This is a genomic window from Rhizobium sp. Rhizsp82, assembly GCF_047325115.1.
Taxonomy (GTDB): Bacteria; Pseudomonadota; Alphaproteobacteria; order Rhizobiales; family Rhizobiaceae; genus Rhizobium.
On sequence record NZ_CP168571.1, the window covers coordinates 740946 to 759295 of the forward strand.

17 protein-coding genes are annotated in these 18350 nt (G+C 62.9%); 7 read left to right on the plus strand and 10 right to left on the minus strand.

What is annotated here, in order from left to right; translation table 11 throughout:
• Positions 1–17: 17 nt before the first annotated feature.
• From ACEN84_RS27645 to ACEN84_RS27660, 4 genes are read right to left on the minus strand one after another with little or no spacing between them, the layout of a single operon-like run.
• Positions 18–1727 carry a dipeptide ABC transporter ATP-binding protein gene (locus tag ACEN84_RS27645; RefSeq protein ID WP_413712422.1) on the minus strand — a complete coding sequence of 570 codons (1710 nt, stop codon included), beginning with the start codon at positions 1725–1727 and terminating at the stop codon, positions 18–20.
• Positions 1724–2575, minus strand: a complete 852-nt coding sequence (locus ACEN84_RS27650) for an ABC transporter permease (protein ID WP_413712423.1) — start codon at positions 2573–2575, stop codon at positions 1724–1726. Before ACEN84_RS27650 ends, ACEN84_RS27645 begins: the two co-directional genes overlap by 4 nt.
• Positions 2572–3510 carry an ABC transporter permease gene (locus ACEN84_RS27655; RefSeq protein WP_413712424.1) on the minus strand — a complete coding sequence of 313 codons (939 nt, stop codon included), beginning with the start codon at positions 3508–3510 and terminating at the stop codon, positions 2572–2574. Before ACEN84_RS27655 ends, ACEN84_RS27650 begins: the two co-directional genes overlap by 4 nt.
• Positions 3511–3561: 51 nt before the next feature.
• Positions 3562–4452, minus strand: a complete 891-nt coding sequence (locus ACEN84_RS27660; RefSeq protein ID WP_413712425.1) for a proline iminopeptidase-family hydrolase — start codon at positions 4450–4452, stop codon at positions 3562–3564.
• A gap of 122 nt (positions 4453–4574) precedes the next feature.
• On the opposite strand from ACEN84_RS27660, the gene ACEN84_RS27665 reads away from it, so the two are divergent.
• Positions 4575–5357: a LuxR family transcriptional regulator gene (locus ACEN84_RS27665; RefSeq protein ID WP_413712426.1), complete on the plus strand. Its 783-nt coding sequence runs from the start codon at positions 4575–4577 to the stop codon at positions 5355–5357.
• A 54-nt stretch (positions 5358–5411) separates the two neighbouring features.
• Positions 5412–6326, plus strand: a complete 915-nt coding sequence (locus ACEN84_RS27670) for a proline iminopeptidase-family hydrolase (protein WP_413712427.1) — start codon at positions 5412–5414, stop codon at positions 6324–6326.
• Between the two features lie 3 nt (positions 6327–6329).
• Here ACEN84_RS27670 and ACEN84_RS27675 read toward each other — a convergent pair whose 3' ends face one another.
• The 6 genes from ACEN84_RS27675 to ACEN84_RS27700 form a co-directional block, all read right to left on the minus strand.
• Entirely contained in the window at positions 6330–7844 is a 1515-nt protein-coding gene (locus ACEN84_RS27675; RefSeq protein ID WP_413712428.1) for a carboxypeptidase M32, read from the minus strand.
• Between the two features lie 12 nt (positions 7845–7856).
• Positions 7857–8864: an ABC transporter ATP-binding protein gene (locus ACEN84_RS27680; protein ID WP_413712429.1), complete on the minus strand. Its 1008-nt coding sequence runs from the start codon at positions 8862–8864 to the stop codon at positions 7857–7859.
• Positions 8861–9868 (minus strand): ABC transporter ATP-binding protein, encoded by a 1008-nt coding sequence (locus ACEN84_RS27685; protein ID WP_413712430.1) that lies wholly within the window; start codon positions 9866–9868, stop codon positions 8861–8863. Before ACEN84_RS27685 ends, ACEN84_RS27680 begins: the two co-directional genes overlap by 4 nt.
• Positions 9865–10713 carry an ABC transporter permease gene (locus ACEN84_RS27690; protein WP_413712431.1) on the minus strand — a complete coding sequence of 283 codons (849 nt, stop codon included), beginning with the start codon at positions 10711–10713 and terminating at the stop codon, positions 9865–9867. Before ACEN84_RS27690 ends, ACEN84_RS27685 begins: the two co-directional genes overlap by 4 nt.
• Complete coding sequence (locus ACEN84_RS27695) at positions 10710–11648, minus strand: ABC transporter permease (RefSeq protein ID WP_413712432.1); 939 nt, start codon at positions 11646–11648, stop codon at positions 10710–10712. Before ACEN84_RS27695 ends, ACEN84_RS27690 begins: the two co-directional genes overlap by 4 nt.
• A gap of 80 nt (positions 11649–11728) precedes the next feature.
• Positions 11729–13306: an ABC transporter substrate-binding protein gene (locus ACEN84_RS27700; protein WP_413712433.1), complete on the minus strand. Its 1578-nt coding sequence runs from the start codon at positions 13304–13306 to the stop codon at positions 11729–11731.
• 173 nt (positions 13307–13479) lie between these two features.
• Here ACEN84_RS27700 and ACEN84_RS27705 point away from each other — a divergent pair, with 173 nt between their 5' ends.
• From ACEN84_RS27705 to ACEN84_RS27725, 5 genes are read left to right on the plus strand one after another with little or no spacing between them, the layout of a single operon-like run.
• Entirely contained in the window at positions 13480–14490 is a 1011-nt protein-coding gene (locus ACEN84_RS27705) for a GntR family transcriptional regulator (protein WP_413712434.1), read from the plus strand.
• Between the two features lie 14 nt (positions 14491–14504).
• Positions 14505–15206, plus strand: a complete 702-nt coding sequence (locus tag ACEN84_RS27710) for a creatininase family protein (protein ID WP_130281402.1) — start codon at positions 14505–14507, stop codon at positions 15204–15206.
• Positions 15203–16219: a ketopantoate reductase family protein gene (locus ACEN84_RS27715; RefSeq protein ID WP_413712435.1), complete on the plus strand. Its 1017-nt coding sequence runs from the start codon at positions 15203–15205 to the stop codon at positions 16217–16219. The genes ACEN84_RS27710 and ACEN84_RS27715 overlap by 4 nt, the downstream gene beginning before the upstream one ends.
• Positions 16216–16962, plus strand: a complete 747-nt coding sequence (locus ACEN84_RS27720; RefSeq protein WP_413712436.1) for an SDR family NAD(P)-dependent oxidoreductase — start codon at positions 16216–16218, stop codon at positions 16960–16962. The genes ACEN84_RS27715 and ACEN84_RS27720 overlap by 4 nt, the downstream gene beginning before the upstream one ends.
• The gene (locus tag ACEN84_RS27725; protein WP_413712437.1) at positions 16959–18329 is read left to right on the plus strand and encodes a dipeptidase; all 1371 of its coding nucleotides are present in this window, start codon (positions 16959–16961) and stop codon (positions 18327–18329) included. Before ACEN84_RS27720 ends, ACEN84_RS27725 begins: the two co-directional genes overlap by 4 nt.
• Positions 18330–18350: the final 21 nt, after the last annotated feature.

An 18350-nucleotide genomic window follows, 5' to 3' on the forward strand; every position in this document is an offset into this window, starting at 1 on the left:
TGCTGTTCCCTTCTTTGTTATGGTATGCGTTTGGCAGGCTGAGCCGGCATCGACGGCATGTCTTCTCCGATGCTGGAGCCGCCGAGAAGCGGCCGGTCGGGATCGATGTCGGGAATGGCGGCAATGAGCGCCGCGGTATAGGGATGTTTCGGCCGCGAGAAGACCTCTTCGGATAGCCCTTCCTCGACGATTTCGCCGTGATACATGACCACGACGCGTTCGCAGAGATTGCGGACGATCGCCAGATCGTGGGCGATGAACATCAGCGTCAGGTTCATCTTCGCCGTCAGTTCGCGGAACAGCGCGATGATCTGCGCCTGGATCGTCACGTCGAGCGCGGCGACGCACTCGTCGGCGATAACAAGCTTCGGATCGACGGCCAGCGCCCGGGCGATACCGGCGCGCTGGCACTGGCCGCCGCTCATGCTGCGCGGTTTGCGGCTGGCGAATTCACGCTCCAGCCCGACGAGATCGAGCAGTTCGCCGATCCGTGCCGGAATGCCGGCGACGGGCACCTTGCCCTGAACCTTCAGCACCTCACCGAGCATCTGGCCGATGGTGAGCCGCGGGTTCAGCGCATTATAGGGATCCTGGAAGACCATGGCCGCTTCGCGTCTCAGCTTCGCAAGGCCGGCGGTTCGCTGCTGCGCCAGATCGATGCCGTCGAAGGAGACGTGGCCTGCGGAAATCGGGGTCAGGCCCAAGATGGCCCGCGCCAGTGTGCTCTTGCCACTGCCGGACTCGCCGACGATGCCGATTGTCTCGCCGGGCATGACGCGCAGGCTCACACCGGCTACGGCACTCACGGTCTTGGTGCTCGCCTTGAACAGGCTGCCGCCGGTCTTGAAGCGAACATGGAGATCGTCGATTTCGAGCAGCGGGCGAACGGCTGTCTCGGCTGGCGCGATCACGGCTACGGGCGGTGCCGCCTCATCGGGCATCGAGGGGTGGCTGTTGATCAGGTTGATCGTGTAGGGATCCTGCGGGCGCGACAGGATCGTCCGCTTCGGCCCCTGTTCCAGGAGCTTGCCGTTGCGCATCACCGCGATGCGGTCGCAGGTCTGGGCGACGATGCCGAGATCGTGGGTGATGAGGATGATCGACAGCCCGCGCTTGTCGCGGATATCCATCAGGAGCTTCAGGATCTGCGCCTGGATCGTGACGTCTAGTGCCGTGGTCGGTTCGTCGGCGATCAGAATTTTCGGGTTACACGAGAGTGCCACGCCAATCATGGCGCGCTGGCGCATGCCGCCGGAAAACTCGTGCGGATAGCTGTCATATTGCCTGGCGGGATCGGGAAAGCCGACCTGCGTCAGGATTTCGACGGCGGCGGCCCGCGCCTCTCTTGCGCCCAGTCCCTGATGATAGCGGATGCCCTCGGCGATCTGGTCGCCGATCCGCATGACGGGGTCGAGATGGCTGGTCGGGTTCTGGAAGATCATGCCGATCTCGCCGCCGCGCACCTGAAGCATTTCGGCATCGCTGACGGCGGTCAGATCGCGGCCTTCGAGAAGGACCGTGCCCTGCTCGATCTTGATCAGCGACGACGGCATCAGCCGCACCAGCGAGCGGCAGAGCAGGCTCTTGCCCGAGCCGCTCTCGCCGACGAGGCCAAGGATCTCGCCCTTGGCGAGATCGAGCGCGACGTTGTCGATCAGCGTTCGCGTCCCGCCGTCGAGATGGACCTTGACCGTCAGGTCGCGAACGGAAAGCACGGACGCGCTCATTCGTGAACCCCAAGAAGTTCGCCGAGCGCATCACCCAGCATGCTGAAACCAAAGGCGAGGCAGACGATCGACAGGCCCGGGAAGAGCGTGATCCACCATGCCGTGGTGATGAAGCTCTGGCCTTCCGCGACCATGACGCCCCATTCGGCGAGGGGCGGCTGCACGCCGAGGCCGAGATAGCTGACCGCTGCGCCGCTCAGCAGCACAAGCGTGGCGTCCGACATCGAGAAGACGATCGAACCTGCAATGGCGTTCGGCAGCAGATGGCGGAACATGATGCGCGTGCGGCTGAAGCCGAGGCTGACGGCTGCGACGGCATAGTCGGAGCTTTTCAGGACCAGCATCTGCGCGCGGATCAGGCGGGCATAGGAGACCCAGCCGACCAGCGCCATGGCGATATAGAAGCTACTCAGCCCCGGTCCGAGAATGGCGATGATCGACAGCATCAGCACCAGAAACGGGAATGCGAGGATGATGTCGACAATGCGCATGAAGATGGCATCGACGATGCCGCCGAAGAAGCCGGCGACGGTGCCGACCGTCGTGCCGATCAGGAACGGGAAGAGCACGCCGATGACGGCGATCTGCAGGTCGATGCGGGTGCCCCAGATGACGCGCGAGAGGATGTCACGGCCGAAATTGTCGGTGCCGAACAGATGCGCCAGTGACGGCGACTGAAGCCGGGCGTCGGCATTCTGCAGGATAGGGTCATAGGGCGCGATGATGGGTGCGCCGATCGCCAGCAGCAGGAAGAACAGCAGCATGCCGGCGCCGATGACCAGCGTCAGGCGGCGGCCGAAGAAACGGCGCCAGGCAATTGGTGCGGGGGAGAAGGTGCCGACACTCATAGTTTCACCCGCGGATCGACGGCGACGGTGACGATGTCAGCCAGGAAATTGACGAGAACGGTGGCGCAGGCGAATGTCATGGCGACGCCCTGAACCACCATATAGTCGCGCGAGAAGATGGCGCGCACCAGAAGCTGGCCCATGCCGGGCAGGGCGAAGACGCTTTCGACCACCACGGTGCCGCCGATCAGCCACCCGATATTGACGGCGAGCAGATTGATCGTCGGTACCAGCGAATTCGGCAGCACATGGCGCCAGAAGACGATGCTTTCAGGCATGCCGCGGGCGCGAGCAGCCGTTGCCACATCGGATTTCAGGGCTTCGAGCATCGCCGAGCGCAGGCTGCGGGTCAGCACCGTCGAGAGCGACAGCGCCACGGTGAGGCTCGGCAAGATCAGATGCGAGAGCTTGTCGCCGATTGTCGTCCCGTAGCCGGAGACCGGCAGAATGCCGAGTTCGACGCTGAACAGGATGATCAGCATCAGGCCGAGCCAGAATGGCGGAAAGCCGATGCCGAAGGTGGAGATGACGCGCACCGCATGGTCGGGAGCGCGGCCGGCATTTCGCGCCGCAATCGCCGACATTGGTACAGCGATCAGGATCGACAGGATGACGCTTGTGAGAACCAGCGCGATGGTCGGCTCGATGCGGGTGGCGATCAGCGGCAGGACATCGATCTTGTAGAGGATCGACTTGCCCATCTCGCCGTTGCCGAGGTTTTTCAGGAAGTAGAAATATTGCAGCCACATCGGCTGGTAAAGGCCGTATTGGGCGCGGATATTGGCAAGGGCGGTCGGTGTGGCGCGGGTGCCGAGAATATTGCGAGCCGGGTCTCCGGGGATCAGGCGCACGAGGATGAAAGTGATAACGCTAATGCCGAAAATAACAGGCAGAAACTGAAATGGACGGGTCAATATGAATTTATAACGATGCATGGCGGCGCTGGCCCCCCTGTCTTCGCCGGGCTTCGATCTCGCTACACTGCATCAGCTTGCCCCATGCCGCGACAGGAAATCGATCAGCGCCGGATAATAATCCTTCGGGTTCTCGTAGAAGGGCATGTGGCTGGCATTGGCGAAAACCTTGAGCTCGGCATTCGGCAGGGCCAGTTTCATCCTGAGCGCGCAGGCCGGCGTCAGTTCGTCATGCTCGCCGGTAGTGATCAACACCGGGACAGTCACGCTCGGCAGGTCGGGAATGCGGTTCCAGTCCTTCAGATTGCCGATATACAGAAACTCGTTCGGCCCCTGCATGGTCTCGTAGGGACCCATGTTCCAGTCGTCGAGCGAGCGGCGCACGGGGGCGGGCCACTCCGGCAGGCGGCAGACGTGGCGATAGTTGAGGATCGTGACCGCCGCCAGGTATTCCGGGTGATTGTAGGTGCCCTGCGCCTCGTGCTTCTGCATCATCGACACCGTTTCCGGACCGAGTGCGGCGCGCAGCCGCTCCAGTTCCGAGATCAGATGCGGCATGTCGGCGACGGTATCTTCGAGGATGAGCGTCTGGAGGTTTTCGGGATAGGTCAGCGCATAGTCGATCGCCAGCCAGCCGCCCCAGGAATGGCCGAGCATATGGACCTTGCCGAGGCCGAGCGCCTTGCGCACGGTCTCCGTCTCCTCGACATAGCGGCCGATCGTCCAGAGCGAGGCGTCGGTGGGGCGGTCCGAAGCGCCGGTGCCGAGCTGGTCGAAGGCGACGACGCGGTAGCCCTTGTCGATCAGACAGGAATGGGCTTCGCGCAGATAATCGCAGGGCAGACCGGGGCCGCCATTCAGGCAGAAAACCGTTTCGCTTCCGCGCCCGAAGCTGTAGGCTATCACCTTGTGGCCGTCGACCTCGATTTCATGTCGCGCCTCAGGCTCGATTTCACGCCACATTGACCGCTCCGGCAGAAGATTTCGCTTGCTCAATAATTGGGCATGGCTAAATTTTTATCTTAAACCGCAGTCTTTGCCAGCTATAAGAAGTGATAGGTGGTGAGCCACCGATGGAGCCTGCCATGCTTGACGAGATCGGCACGATCAGACGGCAATTCTCAGCCCACCAGACGTTGGAGGGGCGGATCGACCAGGTTTTCGAGGCCATGAAGGCGCTCGGTTTCGAGGCCCTGATCTACGATTACACGCCGGTGCCTTATGATCTCGACGGCGAGGTAATGATCCCGTCGCTGCTGAAGCTGCGCAACATTTCCGAGGACATGCGGGAATATTGGTTCGACCGCGGCTATTTCCGTATAGACCCGGTGCAGCAGGTGGCGCTGCGGACGTCGGCGCCGTTCTACTGGAACTATGACGCAGACGCCGACACGCCGATCAGCCGCTTCATGAGCGCCGATACGGCGCCTGTGACCCGCTTTCTCAACGAACGAGACATGTCGACGGGTGTAACCGTGCCGGTCCATATGCCGGGCGGCGACTATGCGACGGTGACCGGCATCCGTTTCGGCGCCAATGGCGATTTCGAGCGGCATGCGCTGCGCTATATCGCCGATTTCAATCTCCTGGCGCATGTCTTCCACGAGGCCGCCTTCTCGCTTTTCGATGCCGAGGCCCGCAGCGTCGGCAAGATCCGCTTGACGGAGCGCGAGCGCGAATGCCTGCGCTATTCCGCCGAAGGCCTTTCGGCCAAGGAGATATCGCGGATCATCGACCGGTCGGTGCCGACTGTGGTGATGCATCTGAACGCCGCGGCCAAGAAGCTCGGCGCCCGTAACCGCACGCAGGCGGTCGTGCGCGCCACGCATTACCGGCTTCTCGACGAGCGTCCATCCTATAACTTCTGATAGCTGCCTTCGGCTTTGCGGCGCCGCTATGTTTTTTCCATCATTGCCCCCACGATGGAGACGCCAGTGGCCGCCGTTCAGACGACAGAAGCCTATCTGCCCTTTCGCGATTACCGCACCTGGTATCGCATCACCGGTCCACTGGATTCGGGAAAGCTGCCGCTCGTCGTTGCTCATGGCGGTCCCGGCTGCACGCACGACTATGTCGATTCCTTCAAGGGTATCGCCGCGCTCGATGGCCGTGCCGTCATCCATTACGATCAACTCGGCAACGGTCATTCGACGCGGCTCCCCGAGAAGGGACCGAATTTCTGGACGCCCGCGCTGTTCCTCGAAGAACTCGATACGCTCCTGAAGCATCTCGGCATTCAGGATCGCTACGCCTTTCTCGGCCAGTCCTGGGGCGGGATGCTCGGCGCCGAACATGCGGTGCGCCAGCCGAAGGGCCTTAAGGCCCTCGTCATCGCCAATTCGCCCGCCAACATGCATACCTGGGTCGCGGAGGCCAATCGCCTGCGCGAAGAGCTGCCGCAGGATGTGCAGGACACGCTGCTGAAGCACGAAGAAGCCGGAACGATCACCGATCCCGAATATATCACCGCCTCGCGTGTCTTCTACGACCGGCATGTCTGCCGCGTCACGCCCTGGCCGGACGATGTGGCGCGCACTTTCGCGGCCATGGACGAGGACAATACCGTCTACCGCAACATGAACGGCCCGACGGAATTTCACGTCATCGGCACGATGAAGGACTGGACAATCGAGGACCGGCTGCCGCTGATCGAGGCGCCGACGCTGCTGATCTCCGGCAAATACGACGAGGCGACGCCGCTCGTGGTCAAGCCCTATGTCGACCGGGTCAAGGGTTGCGAATGGGTACTGTTCGAGCATTCCAGCCATATGCCGCATGTCGAGGAAAAGGAGCTTTGCCTCGCCACCGTCTCCGGCTTCTTGTCGAAATACGATTGACGATTACGCGGTGAGATCGTCGACCTTGCGTGCGAGGTCGGCGATATAGGCCGTGGTCGACAGATCCGATCCCGTCGCATCCATCAGCAGCTGGCTCGCGCTCTTCGACCGGCCGAACTGGTGGACGTTGCCGTTCAGCCAGGTCTTCAGCGGTAGGTAATCGCCGCTCTCAAGCCCGTCGGCGATGGCGTGCTCCTTGCAGGCGGCGGCGAAGAACTGCGAGGACATGATGTTGCCGATCGTATAGGTCGGGAAAGAGCCGACCATGCCGGAGGACCAGTGAACGTCCTGCAGCACGCCGAGCGTATCGGAGGGCACGTCGAGGCCGAGATAGGCCTTGATCTTCTCGCGCCAGATCGCCGGCAGCTCATTCACCCGGATGTCGCCCGCCATCAGCCCTGCCTCGATTTCGGAGCGCAGCATGATGTGCATGTCGTAGGTCAGTTCATCGGCCTCGACGCGGATGAAGCCGGGGTGGGCGGCGTTGACGGCCCGCCAGAAATCTTCGGGCGTGACGTCCGAGAGCTGGTCGGGGAAGGTCTTCTGCAGATCGGTGAAGTTCAGTTCCCAGAAGCGGCGCGAGCGGCCAACGCGGTTCTCCCAGAGGCGCGATTGCGATTCATGCGTGCCGAAGCTGGTGCCGCCGACGGCGTAGAGATTGACGAAATCGGTGGTGAAGACCGAGCGGCTGAATTCCTCCGATATACCCTGCTCGTACATGCCGTGACCGGCCTCGTGCCAAACGGCAAACAGGCCGCCCGGCAGCCAGGTCTCGCGGAAGCGGCCGGTGATGCGCACATCCGAGCGGGTGAAGGAAATCTCGAAAGGATGGACGGTGTCGTCGAGGCGGCCGCGGTTGAAATCATAGCCGAAGCGGCTGGAAATCAGGCTTGAGAAGGCGCGCTGCTTTTCGACCGGGTAGGCCCGGTCGAGGATTTCGGAGCGAACGCTCGCTTCCTTGGCCCGGGCGAGCAACGGAAGCAGGCCGTCGCGCAGCTCTTCGTAGATCGTCTGTAGCCGCGACCAGGTCATACCCGGCTCGTAAGTGCCGACAAGCGCGTCATAGGGATGCTCGGCATAGCCGATCGCTGCAGCGATCTCGCGCTGCATCTCCATCGTCCGTTCCAGCATCGGCGCGAAGGCCGCAAAATCATTGGCGGCACGCGCCCTGCTCCAGGCCGCCTGGGCAACGGTCTTCAGCTCGGCCGCGTCGCTGACCAGCTTTGCCGGAATGCGTGACAGCGTGCCGATCGCTTCGGCGGCCTGTTTGATGGCAAGCTTGCGGCGGTCGCCAAGTGCCGCGCCCGCGAGTTCGGCCCGCGCATCCTCGATCGCGCGCTGAAGGCTGTCGCCGGTCGCGAGATCGCGGGCGAGGCCGACCAGCGTGGCGATCTGCTTGCCGCGCGCATCGACACCGCCCGGAGGCATCATCGTGCGGGCATCCCAGGTCAGCAGGTTCACGGCGCAAAGCACATCGTTAATCCGGGCGATCTCAGCTTCGAAACTGGCATAGGTCATTGTCTCAAATCCTTACTGCGCCGGAGGGGCGCCGAAATCCTCGATGTGGCAGGCGGCGAGCTGGCCGTGGCCGCGCGGCGTCAGAAGCGGGCGTTCGATCCGGCAGCGGTCGAAAGCATGCGGACAGCGGCTGGCGAAGGCGCAGCCGGGCGGAACGTCGAGCGGGCTCGGCAACTCGCCGCGAGCGGCAACCGTTCGGCTGCGGCGCGACGGGTCGAGCTCCGGCGCGGCATCGAGCAGCGCCTTCGAATAGGGGTGGCGCGGCGCGGTGAAGAGGGCTTCCGAGGTGCTGACCTCGACGACCTGGCCAAGATACATGACCGCGACGCGATGCGAGATGTGCCGCACCAGTCTGAGATCATGGGCGACGAAGACGACGGTCAGATGCAGCCGTTCCTGTAGTTGGAGCAACAGGTTGACGACCTGCGCCTGCACCGAGACATCGAGCGCCGAGACCAGTTCATCGGCCACGATCACATCGGGCTCGACCGCAAGCGCTCGGGCAATGCCGATGCGCTGCCGCTGGCCGCCGGAGAACTCGTGCGGATAGCGCGCCGCGGCATCCTGCGGCAGCCGCACCAGCTCCAGGAGTTCGGCGATCCGGTTCGGGATCTCGGCCTTTGGCCGCATCCTGTGGACGGAGAGCGCTTCGCCGAGGATCTGCTGCACCGTCATGCGCGGATTGAGCGAGCCGTAGGGATCCTGAAAGATCATCTGGACCCGCCGGTTGAAGGCACGGCGCTCGCCGCCGCGCAGGCGCGCGATGTCTTCGCCCTCGAAGCGGATCGCCCCGCCATCTGGTTCGTGAAGCCGTACGAGACAGCGCGCCAGCGTGGACTTGCCGCAACCGGACTCGCCGACGATGCCAAGCGTCTCTCCGCGATGAATTTCCAGCGTCACATCACGCAGCGCCTGGACGGCGAGCGGCGGCTTGCCCTGCAGGCGCCGCGTCAGGGAGTAGGGGCCGGCAAAACGCTTCGAGATGCCGTCAATGGAGAGGATGGGGAGGGTCGCGTTCAAAGGATCGCCTCCGCTGCGGCCACCTGGCTGTGATGGAAACATGCGGCCGCCCGCCCTGGAGCGCCCACCGTTTCCAGCGGCGGCCGTTCCTTCAGACAGCGCTCGGTCGCAAAGCTGCAACGCGGATGAAAGGCGCATCCTTCGGGCAGGTTGGTGAGGCTTGGCGGCGTTCCCTCGATGGACTGGAGCGCGGTGCGCGCCGCACCCGAGCGCGGCACGGAACCGAGCAGCCCGCGCGTGTAGGGATGGTGCGGCTGGCGGAAGACATCGGCGACCGTCCCGGTCTCGACGATCCTTCCGGCATACATCACGGCCATCCGGTCGCAGGTGGCGGCAACGACGCCGAGATCGTGGGTGACGAGCACGACGCTCATCGACAGACGATCGCGCAGGTCGAGCAGCAGTTTCAGGATCTGGTCCTGGATGGTGACGTCGAGCGCCGTTGTCGGTTCGTCGGCGAGCAACAGCTTGGGCGAGCAGGCGAGCGCGATGGCGATCATGGCGCGCTGGCGCATGCCGCCGGAAAACTGGTGCGGATATTCCTGCAGACGCCGCTCGGCGGCGGGAATGCCGACGATGTTCATCAGTTCGAGGGCGCGCGCCTTGCGATCGCGGGCATTGAGTGTCGTATGGGCAACGAGGTTTTCCTCGATCTGCACGCCCACAGGAAGAACCGGGTTGAGCGCGGTCATCGGCTCCTGGAAGATCATTGCGATCTCGCCGCCGCGCACCTTGCGCAGTTCCTCAGCCGGCATGGCGACCAGATCGCGCCCGCGCCACTCGACACGGCCGCTGACATGGCCGGGCTCGCGGATCAGGCGCATGATGGAGCGCAATGTAACGCTCTTTCCGGAACCGGATTCACCGACGAGACCGACGACTTCGCCCGGCGCGACGTCGAAATCGACATCGGCGGCAGCGATTGCCTGGCCGCGCGGCGTATCGAAGGTCGTCGTCAGGCCGCGCACGATCAGTCCGCTGTTTTCGCTGGCTGCGCCCATCATCGTCTGACCCTCAACAGTTCGGCGACGCCGTCCCCGGCCAGGCTGAAGCCAAGGCCGGTGATGACGATCGCGACGCCCGGGAAGACCGAAATCCACCAGGCGGTGTTCATGAAGTTCTTGCCGTCGGCGATCTGCACGCCCCATTCGGCCGCGGGCGGCTGGGCGCCGAGGCCGAGATAGCCGAGGCTTGAGCCGAGCAGGATGGCGAGCGCCATGTCGGTCATCCAGTAGACGATCGCCGGGGTGATGGCGTTCGGCAGCAGATGGCGGAAGACGATGCGCAGCGGCGCGTAACCCATGACTTTGCCGGCATCGGCATAATCGAGCCGCTTCTGCACTTTGATCTCGGCGGCGACCAGCCGGGCATAGAAGACCCAACCGACAACGCCGACGGCGACATACATGTTGCCGAGGCCGGGGCCGAGCACGGAGACGATGGCGATGACCAGCACGAGGAAGGGGAAGGTGATGGTCGCATCGACGATACGCCCGAAGATCGCCTCCCAGATGCCACCGGCATAACCGATGAAGGCGCCGACGATGGTGCCGAAGATAAAGGGCCCGATCGTCGCGAAGACGGCGATCTGCATGTCGAGCGTATAGGCATGGATGACGCGCGACAGCACATCGCGGCCGAAACTGTCGGTGCCGAAGGGATGCGCCGCGCTTGGCGGTTTCAGCAGCGCGTTGTAGTCGAAGCTGGTTGGATCATAGGGAGCAAACAGCGACGGCCAGATCGCCACGATCAGGCTGAGGCCGAGAATGATGCCGCCCCAGATCAGCGAGCGGGGTGGCTTGCGCCACTGGACGAGGCTGTGAGCGGCTTTGGCCGTGGGCGCGCTCATCGGGCAATCCTCGGGTCGAGCCAGGCCTGGACGATATCGGTGACCAGGAAGGTGAGCGAAACCAGGATGGCCAGCGCGATGGTCAGGCCCTGAAGGACTGGGTAGTCGCGGCCATAGATGCTGTCGATCAGCAGGCGTCCGGCGCCGGGAACGGCAAAGACCGTCTCGGTAATCACGGCGCCGCCGAACAGCGAGCCGATCTGCAGGCCGAACAGCGTCACCGTGGAGATCAGCGCATTGCGCAGGATGTGTCGGATCAGGATGACGCGCGACCGGAGGCCTTTAGCGGTGGCGAAATCGACATATTCGGCGCTCATGACGCCGATGATCGAGGCGCGTAGATTGCGCATCAGCACGGCGGCGAAACTCAGCGCCAGCGTGAGGGCGGGCAGGAAGAGGTGGTATAGCCGGTCGCCGAAACTGTCGCCATAGCCGCCGACCGGGAAGAGCTTCAGCTGTGCGGCAAACACCGTCAGAAGCACGATGCCAACATAAAAGACCGGCATCGAAAGCCCGACCTGGAATGTGCCGCGAATGATGCTGTCGGGCAGCTGCTCGCGCTTCAGTGCTGCAACGAAGGCAAGCGGCACGGCGAGGGCGAGCGCGATCACTGCCGACATCAAGGTCAGCATCAGGGTGACCGGCAGGCGCTGCAGAATCAGCGACATGACCGAAACCTTGAGGCCGATTGAGTTGCCGAGGTCGCCGGTCACGATGCGTTCTACATAATAGAGAAACTGGACGGGAAGCGGCTGGTCGAGACCGAGCTGTCGATTGATGCGTTCGACATCGGCATCGAGCGCGCGATCACCGAGCATGGCGCTGGCGGGGTCGCCGGGCAGCAGGCGCACGAGAACGAAAGTGACGATGAGAATGAAGATCACCGTCGGGATCATCTGCAGTATGCGGCGGATAATAAAACTGAAAAGGGGCAATAGCCGCTCCTGGTCTTCCTCTGGTCGAAAAAGGCCGCGGGCCTCGCTGTGAGGCCCGCGCAGCAGGCTGAGGTCAGGCGTTACTTGTCCTTCCAGGTCTTGGCGAAGATATTGTTGCCAAGCGGGATCTGCAGGAAGCCGTGAACCTTCTTGCTGAGAGCGACCGGATAGGGCGTCTCGTAGAGCGGCACGATCGGACCCTGATCGTTGTAGATCTCCTGCATCTTTGCATATTGATCGGCGCGCTTCTTCGGATCCATTTCCTTCTGCGACGCTTCGAAGAGCTGGTCGGCCTCGTCGTTCTTCCAGCCGCTATGCAGCGCGTCGATCGTCTTCGAATAGACGAAGTAGGAGGTGATCTCGTTCGGGTCGGCGATATCGTCGGTCCAGGCCGCGTTGCGCATCACGAACGTGCCGTCGCGATATTGCTGGGTGCGGGTCGGGTTGTCGACCTGCTGCAGCTCGAGCTTGATGCCGATCTGCGCCCACATCTGTTGCAGCGCCGTGGAGATGCCGACTTCGTCCTGGTTGCCGGCGAGAACGAGGATGCTGGTCGAGAAGCCGTTTCCGAAGCCCGCTTCCTTCATCAGGCTCTTCGCCTTCTCGATGTCATAGGGATAGAGCGGCTTGTCGCCGACATGCAGCGGCGTTGCCGTCGACATGTAGGAGGTCTGCGGCGTGCCGACGCCGTGGGTGACGATCTGGATGATCGCGTCCTTATTGACGGCATAGTTCATCGCCTGGCGCACCTTGACGTTGGACAGCGGATTGTCCTTGCCGCCAAGCTGCGGGCGCACGTTCAGGGTAATGTATTCGACGCGGGTCGACGGGAAGAGCTCCATGTCGAGATTGCCGGCCGACTTCAGCTCTTCGACGCGAGAATAGGGAATGAATTCGGCGCCGTCGATTTCGCCAGAGGTCAGCTTGAGGATGCGCGTGGCATCATCCGGGATGAGCTCGAAATCGATCCCATCGAGATAAGGCAGCGGTTTGCCGTCCTCACCCTTGCCCCAGTAATATTCGTTGCGCACCAGCTTCATGCTGGAGCCGCGATCCCAGGATTTCAGCATGAACGGGCCGGAGCCGACGGGATGCTCGGCGAAGGCCTTGGCCTTTTCCTCCTCCGTGGCACCCGGCGATGCCTCGAATGTCTTCTCGGGCAGGATGCCGGTGTTGAAGACGGTGAGCGCTGCCAGAATGGCTGGATCGGGATGCTTGAGCTTGATGATGACGGTCTTGTCGCCTTCGGTCGTCACGTCATCAATGGACTCGATCATGAAGCCCCAGATGCCGTTGTCCTTCTTGGAGGCGCGCTTCAGCGACCAGGCGACGTCGCCGGGGGTGATCGGGGAGCCATCGGAGAACTTGATGCCGTCGCGCAATGTCAGCGTCACGCTCATGCCGTCGTCGGCAAGCTTGTAGGCGCTGGCGAGACCCGGCTGCACGCCTTTGCCGTCATCGGTCGGCAGAAGCAGCGTGTCGTAGAGGTTGGACAGGATCCAGATATCGACATTGGCGTCGTTCAGCACCGGATCGAGAAACAGGCTGTCGGCATAACGGCCGTAGACCAGCGTGCCGCCCCGCTCCAGGGCAAATGCAGACACACCGGTGCTCAATAGAACTGCAGCGGCAATGGCCGCCCGAGCGATCATTCTCATGGCATTCCCCTTTTATATTTGGTCTGACTGTTATTATTGGCTATAACGATTTCACGCCAAAAAATGGCTGTCAACCAGTTTTTATCCAGCAACCCTAAGACGCTTCGCTTGCCTGCAAGCGGATTTCGAGCTAACCGTTATATATAAATAGAACAGCTAGCCGAACGGATTTCATGGATTTCTTCATCGACCGGGATTTGCCAGTTCCGCTGCGCACGCAGCTTCAGGGCCTTATCGAATACGGTATCGCCTGCGGTGAACTGGCGCCCGGCGAAGCGCTGCCATCAGTTCGGGATCTGGCGGAAAAGGTCGGCGTGGCACCGATGACGGTGAGCCAGGTCTATGCCGATCTCAAGGCCGCGGGGCTGATCGATACGCGTCCCGGTTCCGGCACCTTCGTCAGCGACAGCCACCAGGCGCGGCTTGCGGCGCGCGCCGATACCACCGATCTGCATCTCCATATCGACCAGTTGATCGACGAGAGCCAGCGGCTCGGCATCCGCACTGCCGACCTCGTCTCGCTCGTCAACGCGCGGGCCTTCTATCGAGACAGCATCGGTCCGCGGCTGCGGATCGTCATGATCGGCATCTTCCAGGATGCGACGGCGAGTTACGCTCGCTTCATCGCCGCCCGTCTCGGCCGCGAGGTGACGGTGGAGCCGCTGACGGTCGCCTCGATCGAGCGCGATCCAGCCGCCAAGGCGCGGGCGAATTCCGCCGACCTTGCTGTGACGTTTGCGAACCGGCATCGCGAAGTGGCGACGCTGGTTGCCAATACCAAGGTGGTGACGATCAGCTTCACGCCATCGGAGGAGACGCGCCGGGCGCTGGCCTCACTGGATTCGCTGGCCTCGATCGCCGTGGTCTCCCGCTTCCCGGATTTCCTGCCGATCATGAAGAGCGGCGTGCAGCGCTTCGCCCCGCATGTCAGCGAGATCAGCGCCACGACGCTGGAGGCCAAGGACCTCGAAGAGCTGCTCTTGAAGGTCTCGGTCGTCATCTACGCATCCGGCGCCGAGAGCGTCACCGGCCTGCTGCCCGAGGGCGTGCAGGCGATCGAATACCGTCATGCTCCTGATACCGCCGATATCGAACGGGTGATCGTGCCGATCATCCGTGCTGCGGGCGTCCAGGCGCAGGGCGAGGAAAGCCCGAAACGGAACGAGGCCGACGCGAAGGTCTAGGAAAGGCAGATGCGATGAGAGTATCGGAGACCAACTGGCAGCAGATCGAAGCCTATCTGAAGACCGATGACCGGGCGATCCTGCCGCTCGGCAGCACCGAGCAGCATGCCGGCCTGTCGCTTTCGGTCGATTCCATCCTGTCCGAGAAGGTGGCGGCCGATGCGGCGGCGCCGCTCGGCATTCCGGTGTTCCCGGTCGTCGCATACGGCATCACGCCGTATTTCCTCTCATATCCCGGCACGATCAGCATCCGGCAGGAGACCTATATCCGGCTGGTGCGTGACATTCTCGATGGGCTGAGGCTGCAGGGTTTTCGCCGCATCCTCATCGTCAACGGTCACGGCGGCAATCAGCCGGCGGGCAGCATGGCGATCGAGTGGATGGCAGACAATCCCGACACGGCCGTCAAGTTCCACAACTGGTGGAACTCGCCGAAGACCTTCGCCAAGGTACAGGAAATCGATACGGTCGCCTCGCATGCCTCCTGGATGGAGAACTTCCCCTGGACGCGTCTTGAAGGTGTCAAGCAGCCGACGCAGCAGAAGCCGATGATCGATCTGGCCCGCATGCGGGTGATGTCGCCGGACGCCGTGAAGGCCTATCTCGGCGACGGCAATTTCGGCGGCTATTACGAGCGGCCAGATGAGGAAATGCAGGCAATCTGGGATGTGGCAGTCGAAGAGACCCGCGCGCTTCTCGAAGGAGGCTGGGCGTGAGCGATCCGATCCTGATCTGGGGCGCGGGCGCCATTGGCGGCACGCTGGGCGCCGCCTTCATCCGGGCCGGCCATGAGGTGATCTTCGTCGACAACGTCAAGGACCATGTCGATGCCATCAATGCGAAGGGGCTGAAGATCGTCGGCCCGATCTTCGAGGACGTGGTGCAGGCGAAGGCCTGTCTGCCCGAGGATCTCAAGGGCACCTACAGCCGGACATTCCTCTGCGTGAAGGCGCATCACACCGAAGCGGCAGCACAGATGCTGGTCGAGCATCTCGCCTCCGACGGCTATGTCGTCTCGGCGCAGAATGGCCTCAACGAGCGGGTGATCGCGCGGATCACCGGCGAAAACCGGGTCATCGGCTGCTTCGTCAATTTCGGCGCCGATTATCTGGAACCCGGTGTCGTCCAATATAGCGGTCACGGCGCCGTGGTGATCGGCGAGCTCGACGGGCGGTTTACGGACCGGGCCGAAGATATCTACGACCTGATGAAGCAGTTCGAGCCCAAGGCGCTGATCACCAACAATATCTGGGGTTTTCTCTGGGGCAAACTGATCTACGGCGCGCTGCTCTTCGGGACCGCGCTCACCAATGACAGCATCGCCGATGTGCTCGACGATCCGGTCGCGAGACCGGTGCTGCGCAAGCTGGCGCTCGAAGTGGCGACCGTCGCCGCCATCAACAATATCCGGCTGGAAGCCTTCGACGGTTTCGATCCGGCAGCCTTCGGGCCGTTGGCGACGCCAGAGCAGACCAACAAGTCCTTCGACGACATGTCGGTGCACAACCGCAAATCGGTGAAATCACATTCCGGCATCTGGCGCGATCTCGCGGTGCGCAAGCGCAAGACCGAGGTCGATGCGCAGGTGCTGCCGGTGGTCGAGATCGGCAAGGAATCGCGCGTGCCGACACCGCTTGCCGCCCGGGTCATCGAGATGATCCACGAGATCGAGGACGGCAAACGGCCGCTTTCGATGGAGAATATCGAAGAGCTTGCGAGGCTGGCATGAACATTTCCTTCGAAGGAAAGACGGTGGTCGTGACCGGGGCAGCGCATGGCTTCGGCCGCTCGATTGCCGAGGGGTTTGCGAGCCGCGGCGCACGGGTCCATGTCTGCGACGTCAATGCGGCGGGGCTGGCGGAGACGGTGAAACTCTGCGGCGACAGGACGAGCGCCCATGTGCTCGATGTCGGCAATCGCACCGATGTCCAAGCGCTGGTGCCTGGGTTCGGCGATGTCGACATCCTCGTCAACAATGCCGGCGGCGTGCGTGGCCAGGTCGGCCGGCCGATCGAGGAAATATCCGAGAGCGACTGGCAGACGATTTTCGACGTAAATCTGTCCGGCGCCTTCTTCATGTCGCAGGCGGTCGCGCCTGTCATGAAGAAGCGCAAGTCCGGCCGCATCATCAATATTTCGAGCGGCGCCGGCCTCGGTATTTCACTGACCGGCATCCAGGCCTATGCCAGCGCCAAGGCCGGGCAGATCGGCCTGACGCGGCAGCTCGCCCATGAGCTCGGCCCCTGGGGCATCACCGTCAACAACGTCGCGCCCGGCTTCGTCCGCTCCAACCCCACGACCGAGCGGCAGTGGGATGCTATGGGCGAGGAAGGGCAGGCGCGGCTGTTGCAGAACATTGCACTGAAGCGCCTCGGCGTGCCGGAAGATATTGCCGCTATGGTGATGTTCTTCGCCTCCGATTATGCCGGCTGGGTCTCCGGCCAGGTGATCAGCGTGGATGGCGGAAAATGAGCGTCGAGACCTATCTGGAAGAGAATTATCCGGCAGCCCTCGAAGACTTGAAGGCTTTTTGCCGGATTCCGAGCGTCAGTACCGATCCGGCCTTCATCGATGGGATCCATCAGGCGGCCGCCTTCGTGGCCGAGCGGCTGCGGAAAGCAGGCTTCGCTTCCGTCGAGATGCTACAAACCGGCGGCCATCCCGCCGTCTATGGCGAGATCATCGCCGATCCCAAACTGCCGACCTTCCTCGTCTACGGCCACTATGACGTCCAGCCGCCGGACCCGCTGGAGAAATGGCAGACCCCGCCCTTCGAGCCGGACGAGCGCGATGGCAGGCTCTATGCCCGCGGCGTCTCGGACGACAAGGGGCCGTTGCTGATCCCGATCCTCGTCGCCGAAGCCTTCATGCGCGTCGAAGGCAGGTTGCCGGTCAATCTGAAGGTGCTGATCGAGGGCGAGGAGGAATCCGGCAGCCCGCATTTTGCGCCGACGCTGGAAAAGTATCGCGAGAAGCTCCGCTGCGATCTGGTGCTTTCGGCCGATGGCGCCATGTGGCGGCCGGACAAGCCGTCCATCACCGTCGCAAGCCGCGGTCTGGCTGCCCTCGATATCACCGTGACGGGCGCGGCCAAGGATTTGCATTCCGGCCGCCACGGCGGCAGCGCACCGAACCCGATTGCTGCGCTTTCGGCACTGCTTTCTTCAATGCATGGCCCGGATGGCCGGGTGAGCGTCGAAGGTTTTCTCGATGGTGCCACACCGCCCGATCCACGCATCCTGACAGCGATCGACGCCTCGAATTTCGACAGTGCCGCCTATTACCGCGAGATCGGCGTTAGCGCCGGCGATCCGATCAATACCGGCCGCGAACTGCTGATCCGCCAGTGGCTGGAGCCGACGCTGGAGTTCAACGGCATCTGGGGGGGCTATCAGGGCAAGGGCACCAAGACCGTCATCCCGAATACCGCTGGCGCCAAGATCACTTGCCGCCTCGTTGCCGGGCAGAAGCCGGATACGGTTATCGCTGCGATCACCCGCCACCTGCAGCAGCGCCTGCCGAAGGGTTTTCAGCTGGAAATCCATCGCCATGGGCCGGGCAGCGAGGCCGATTTCGTCGATCCTGATCTGCCGGCGCTGAAGATTTCGGAAGAGGTGCTTGGCGAGTTGCTCGGCCAGAAGCCGCTGCGTGTTGCCATGGGCGCGACGATCCCGATCGGCAGCGCCTTTCGCAAGCATCTCGGCTGCGCGGCGATCTTCTTCTCATTTTCGACGGCGGATGAGGATTACCACGCACCGAACGAATTCTTCCGGCTGTCGAATTTCAAGCTGGGCATGCGCGCCTGGACCATGCTGCTGCGGCGGCTTGCCGCCGCCTGAGACGATCTAGTGATGGAGGAT

Bases quoted from the DNA above. Each gene is read 5' to 3' on its own strand.
- ACEN84_RS27700 (WP_413712433.1), bottom strand. From the start codon at position 13,306: ATGAGAATGATCGCTCGGGCGGCCATTGCCGCTGCAGTTCTATTGAGC.
- ACEN84_RS27670 (WP_413712427.1), top strand. From the start codon at position 5,412: ATGGAGACGCCAGTGGCCGCCGTTCAGACGACAGAAGCCTATCTGCCC.
- ACEN84_RS27645 (WP_413712422.1), bottom strand. From the start codon at position 1,727: ATGAGCGCGTCCGTGCTTTCCGTTCGCGACCTGACGGTCAAGGTCCAT.
- ACEN84_RS27710 (WP_130281402.1), top strand. From the start codon at position 14,505: ATGAGAGTATCGGAGACCAACTGGCAGCAGATCGAAGCCTATCTGAAG.
- ACEN84_RS27685 (WP_413712430.1), bottom strand. From the start codon at position 9,868: ATGATGGGCGCAGCCAGCGAAAACAGCGGACTGATCGTGCGCGGCCTG.
- ACEN84_RS27660 (WP_413712425.1), bottom strand. From the start codon at position 4,452: ATGTGGCGTGAAATCGAGCCTGAGGCGCGACATGAAATCGAGGTCGAC.
- ACEN84_RS27675 (WP_413712428.1), bottom strand. From the start codon at position 7,844: ATGACCTATGCCAGTTTCGAAGCTGAGATCGCCCGGATTAACGATGTG.
- ACEN84_RS27665 (WP_413712426.1), top strand. From the start codon at position 4,575: ATGCTTGACGAGATCGGCACGATCAGACGGCAATTCTCAGCCCACCAG.
- ACEN84_RS27650 (WP_413712423.1), bottom strand. From the start codon at position 2,575: ATGAGTGTCGGCACCTTCTCCCCCGCACCAATTGCCTGGCGCCGTTTC.
- ACEN84_RS27705 (WP_413712434.1), top strand. From the start codon at position 13,480: ATGGATTTCTTCATCGACCGGGATTTGCCAGTTCCGCTGCGCACGCAG.
- ACEN84_RS27655 (WP_413712424.1), bottom strand. From the start codon at position 3,510: ATGCATCGTTATAAATTCATATTGACCCGTCCATTTCAGTTTCTGCCT.
- ACEN84_RS27725 (WP_413712437.1), top strand. From the start codon at position 16,959: ATGAGCGTCGAGACCTATCTGGAAGAGAATTATCCGGCAGCCCTCGAA.
- ACEN84_RS27720 (WP_413712436.1), top strand. From the start codon at position 16,216: ATGAACATTTCCTTCGAAGGAAAGACGGTGGTCGTGACCGGGGCAGCG.
- ACEN84_RS27690 (WP_413712431.1), bottom strand. From the start codon at position 10,713: ATGAGCGCGCCCACGGCCAAAGCCGCTCACAGCCTCGTCCAGTGGCGC.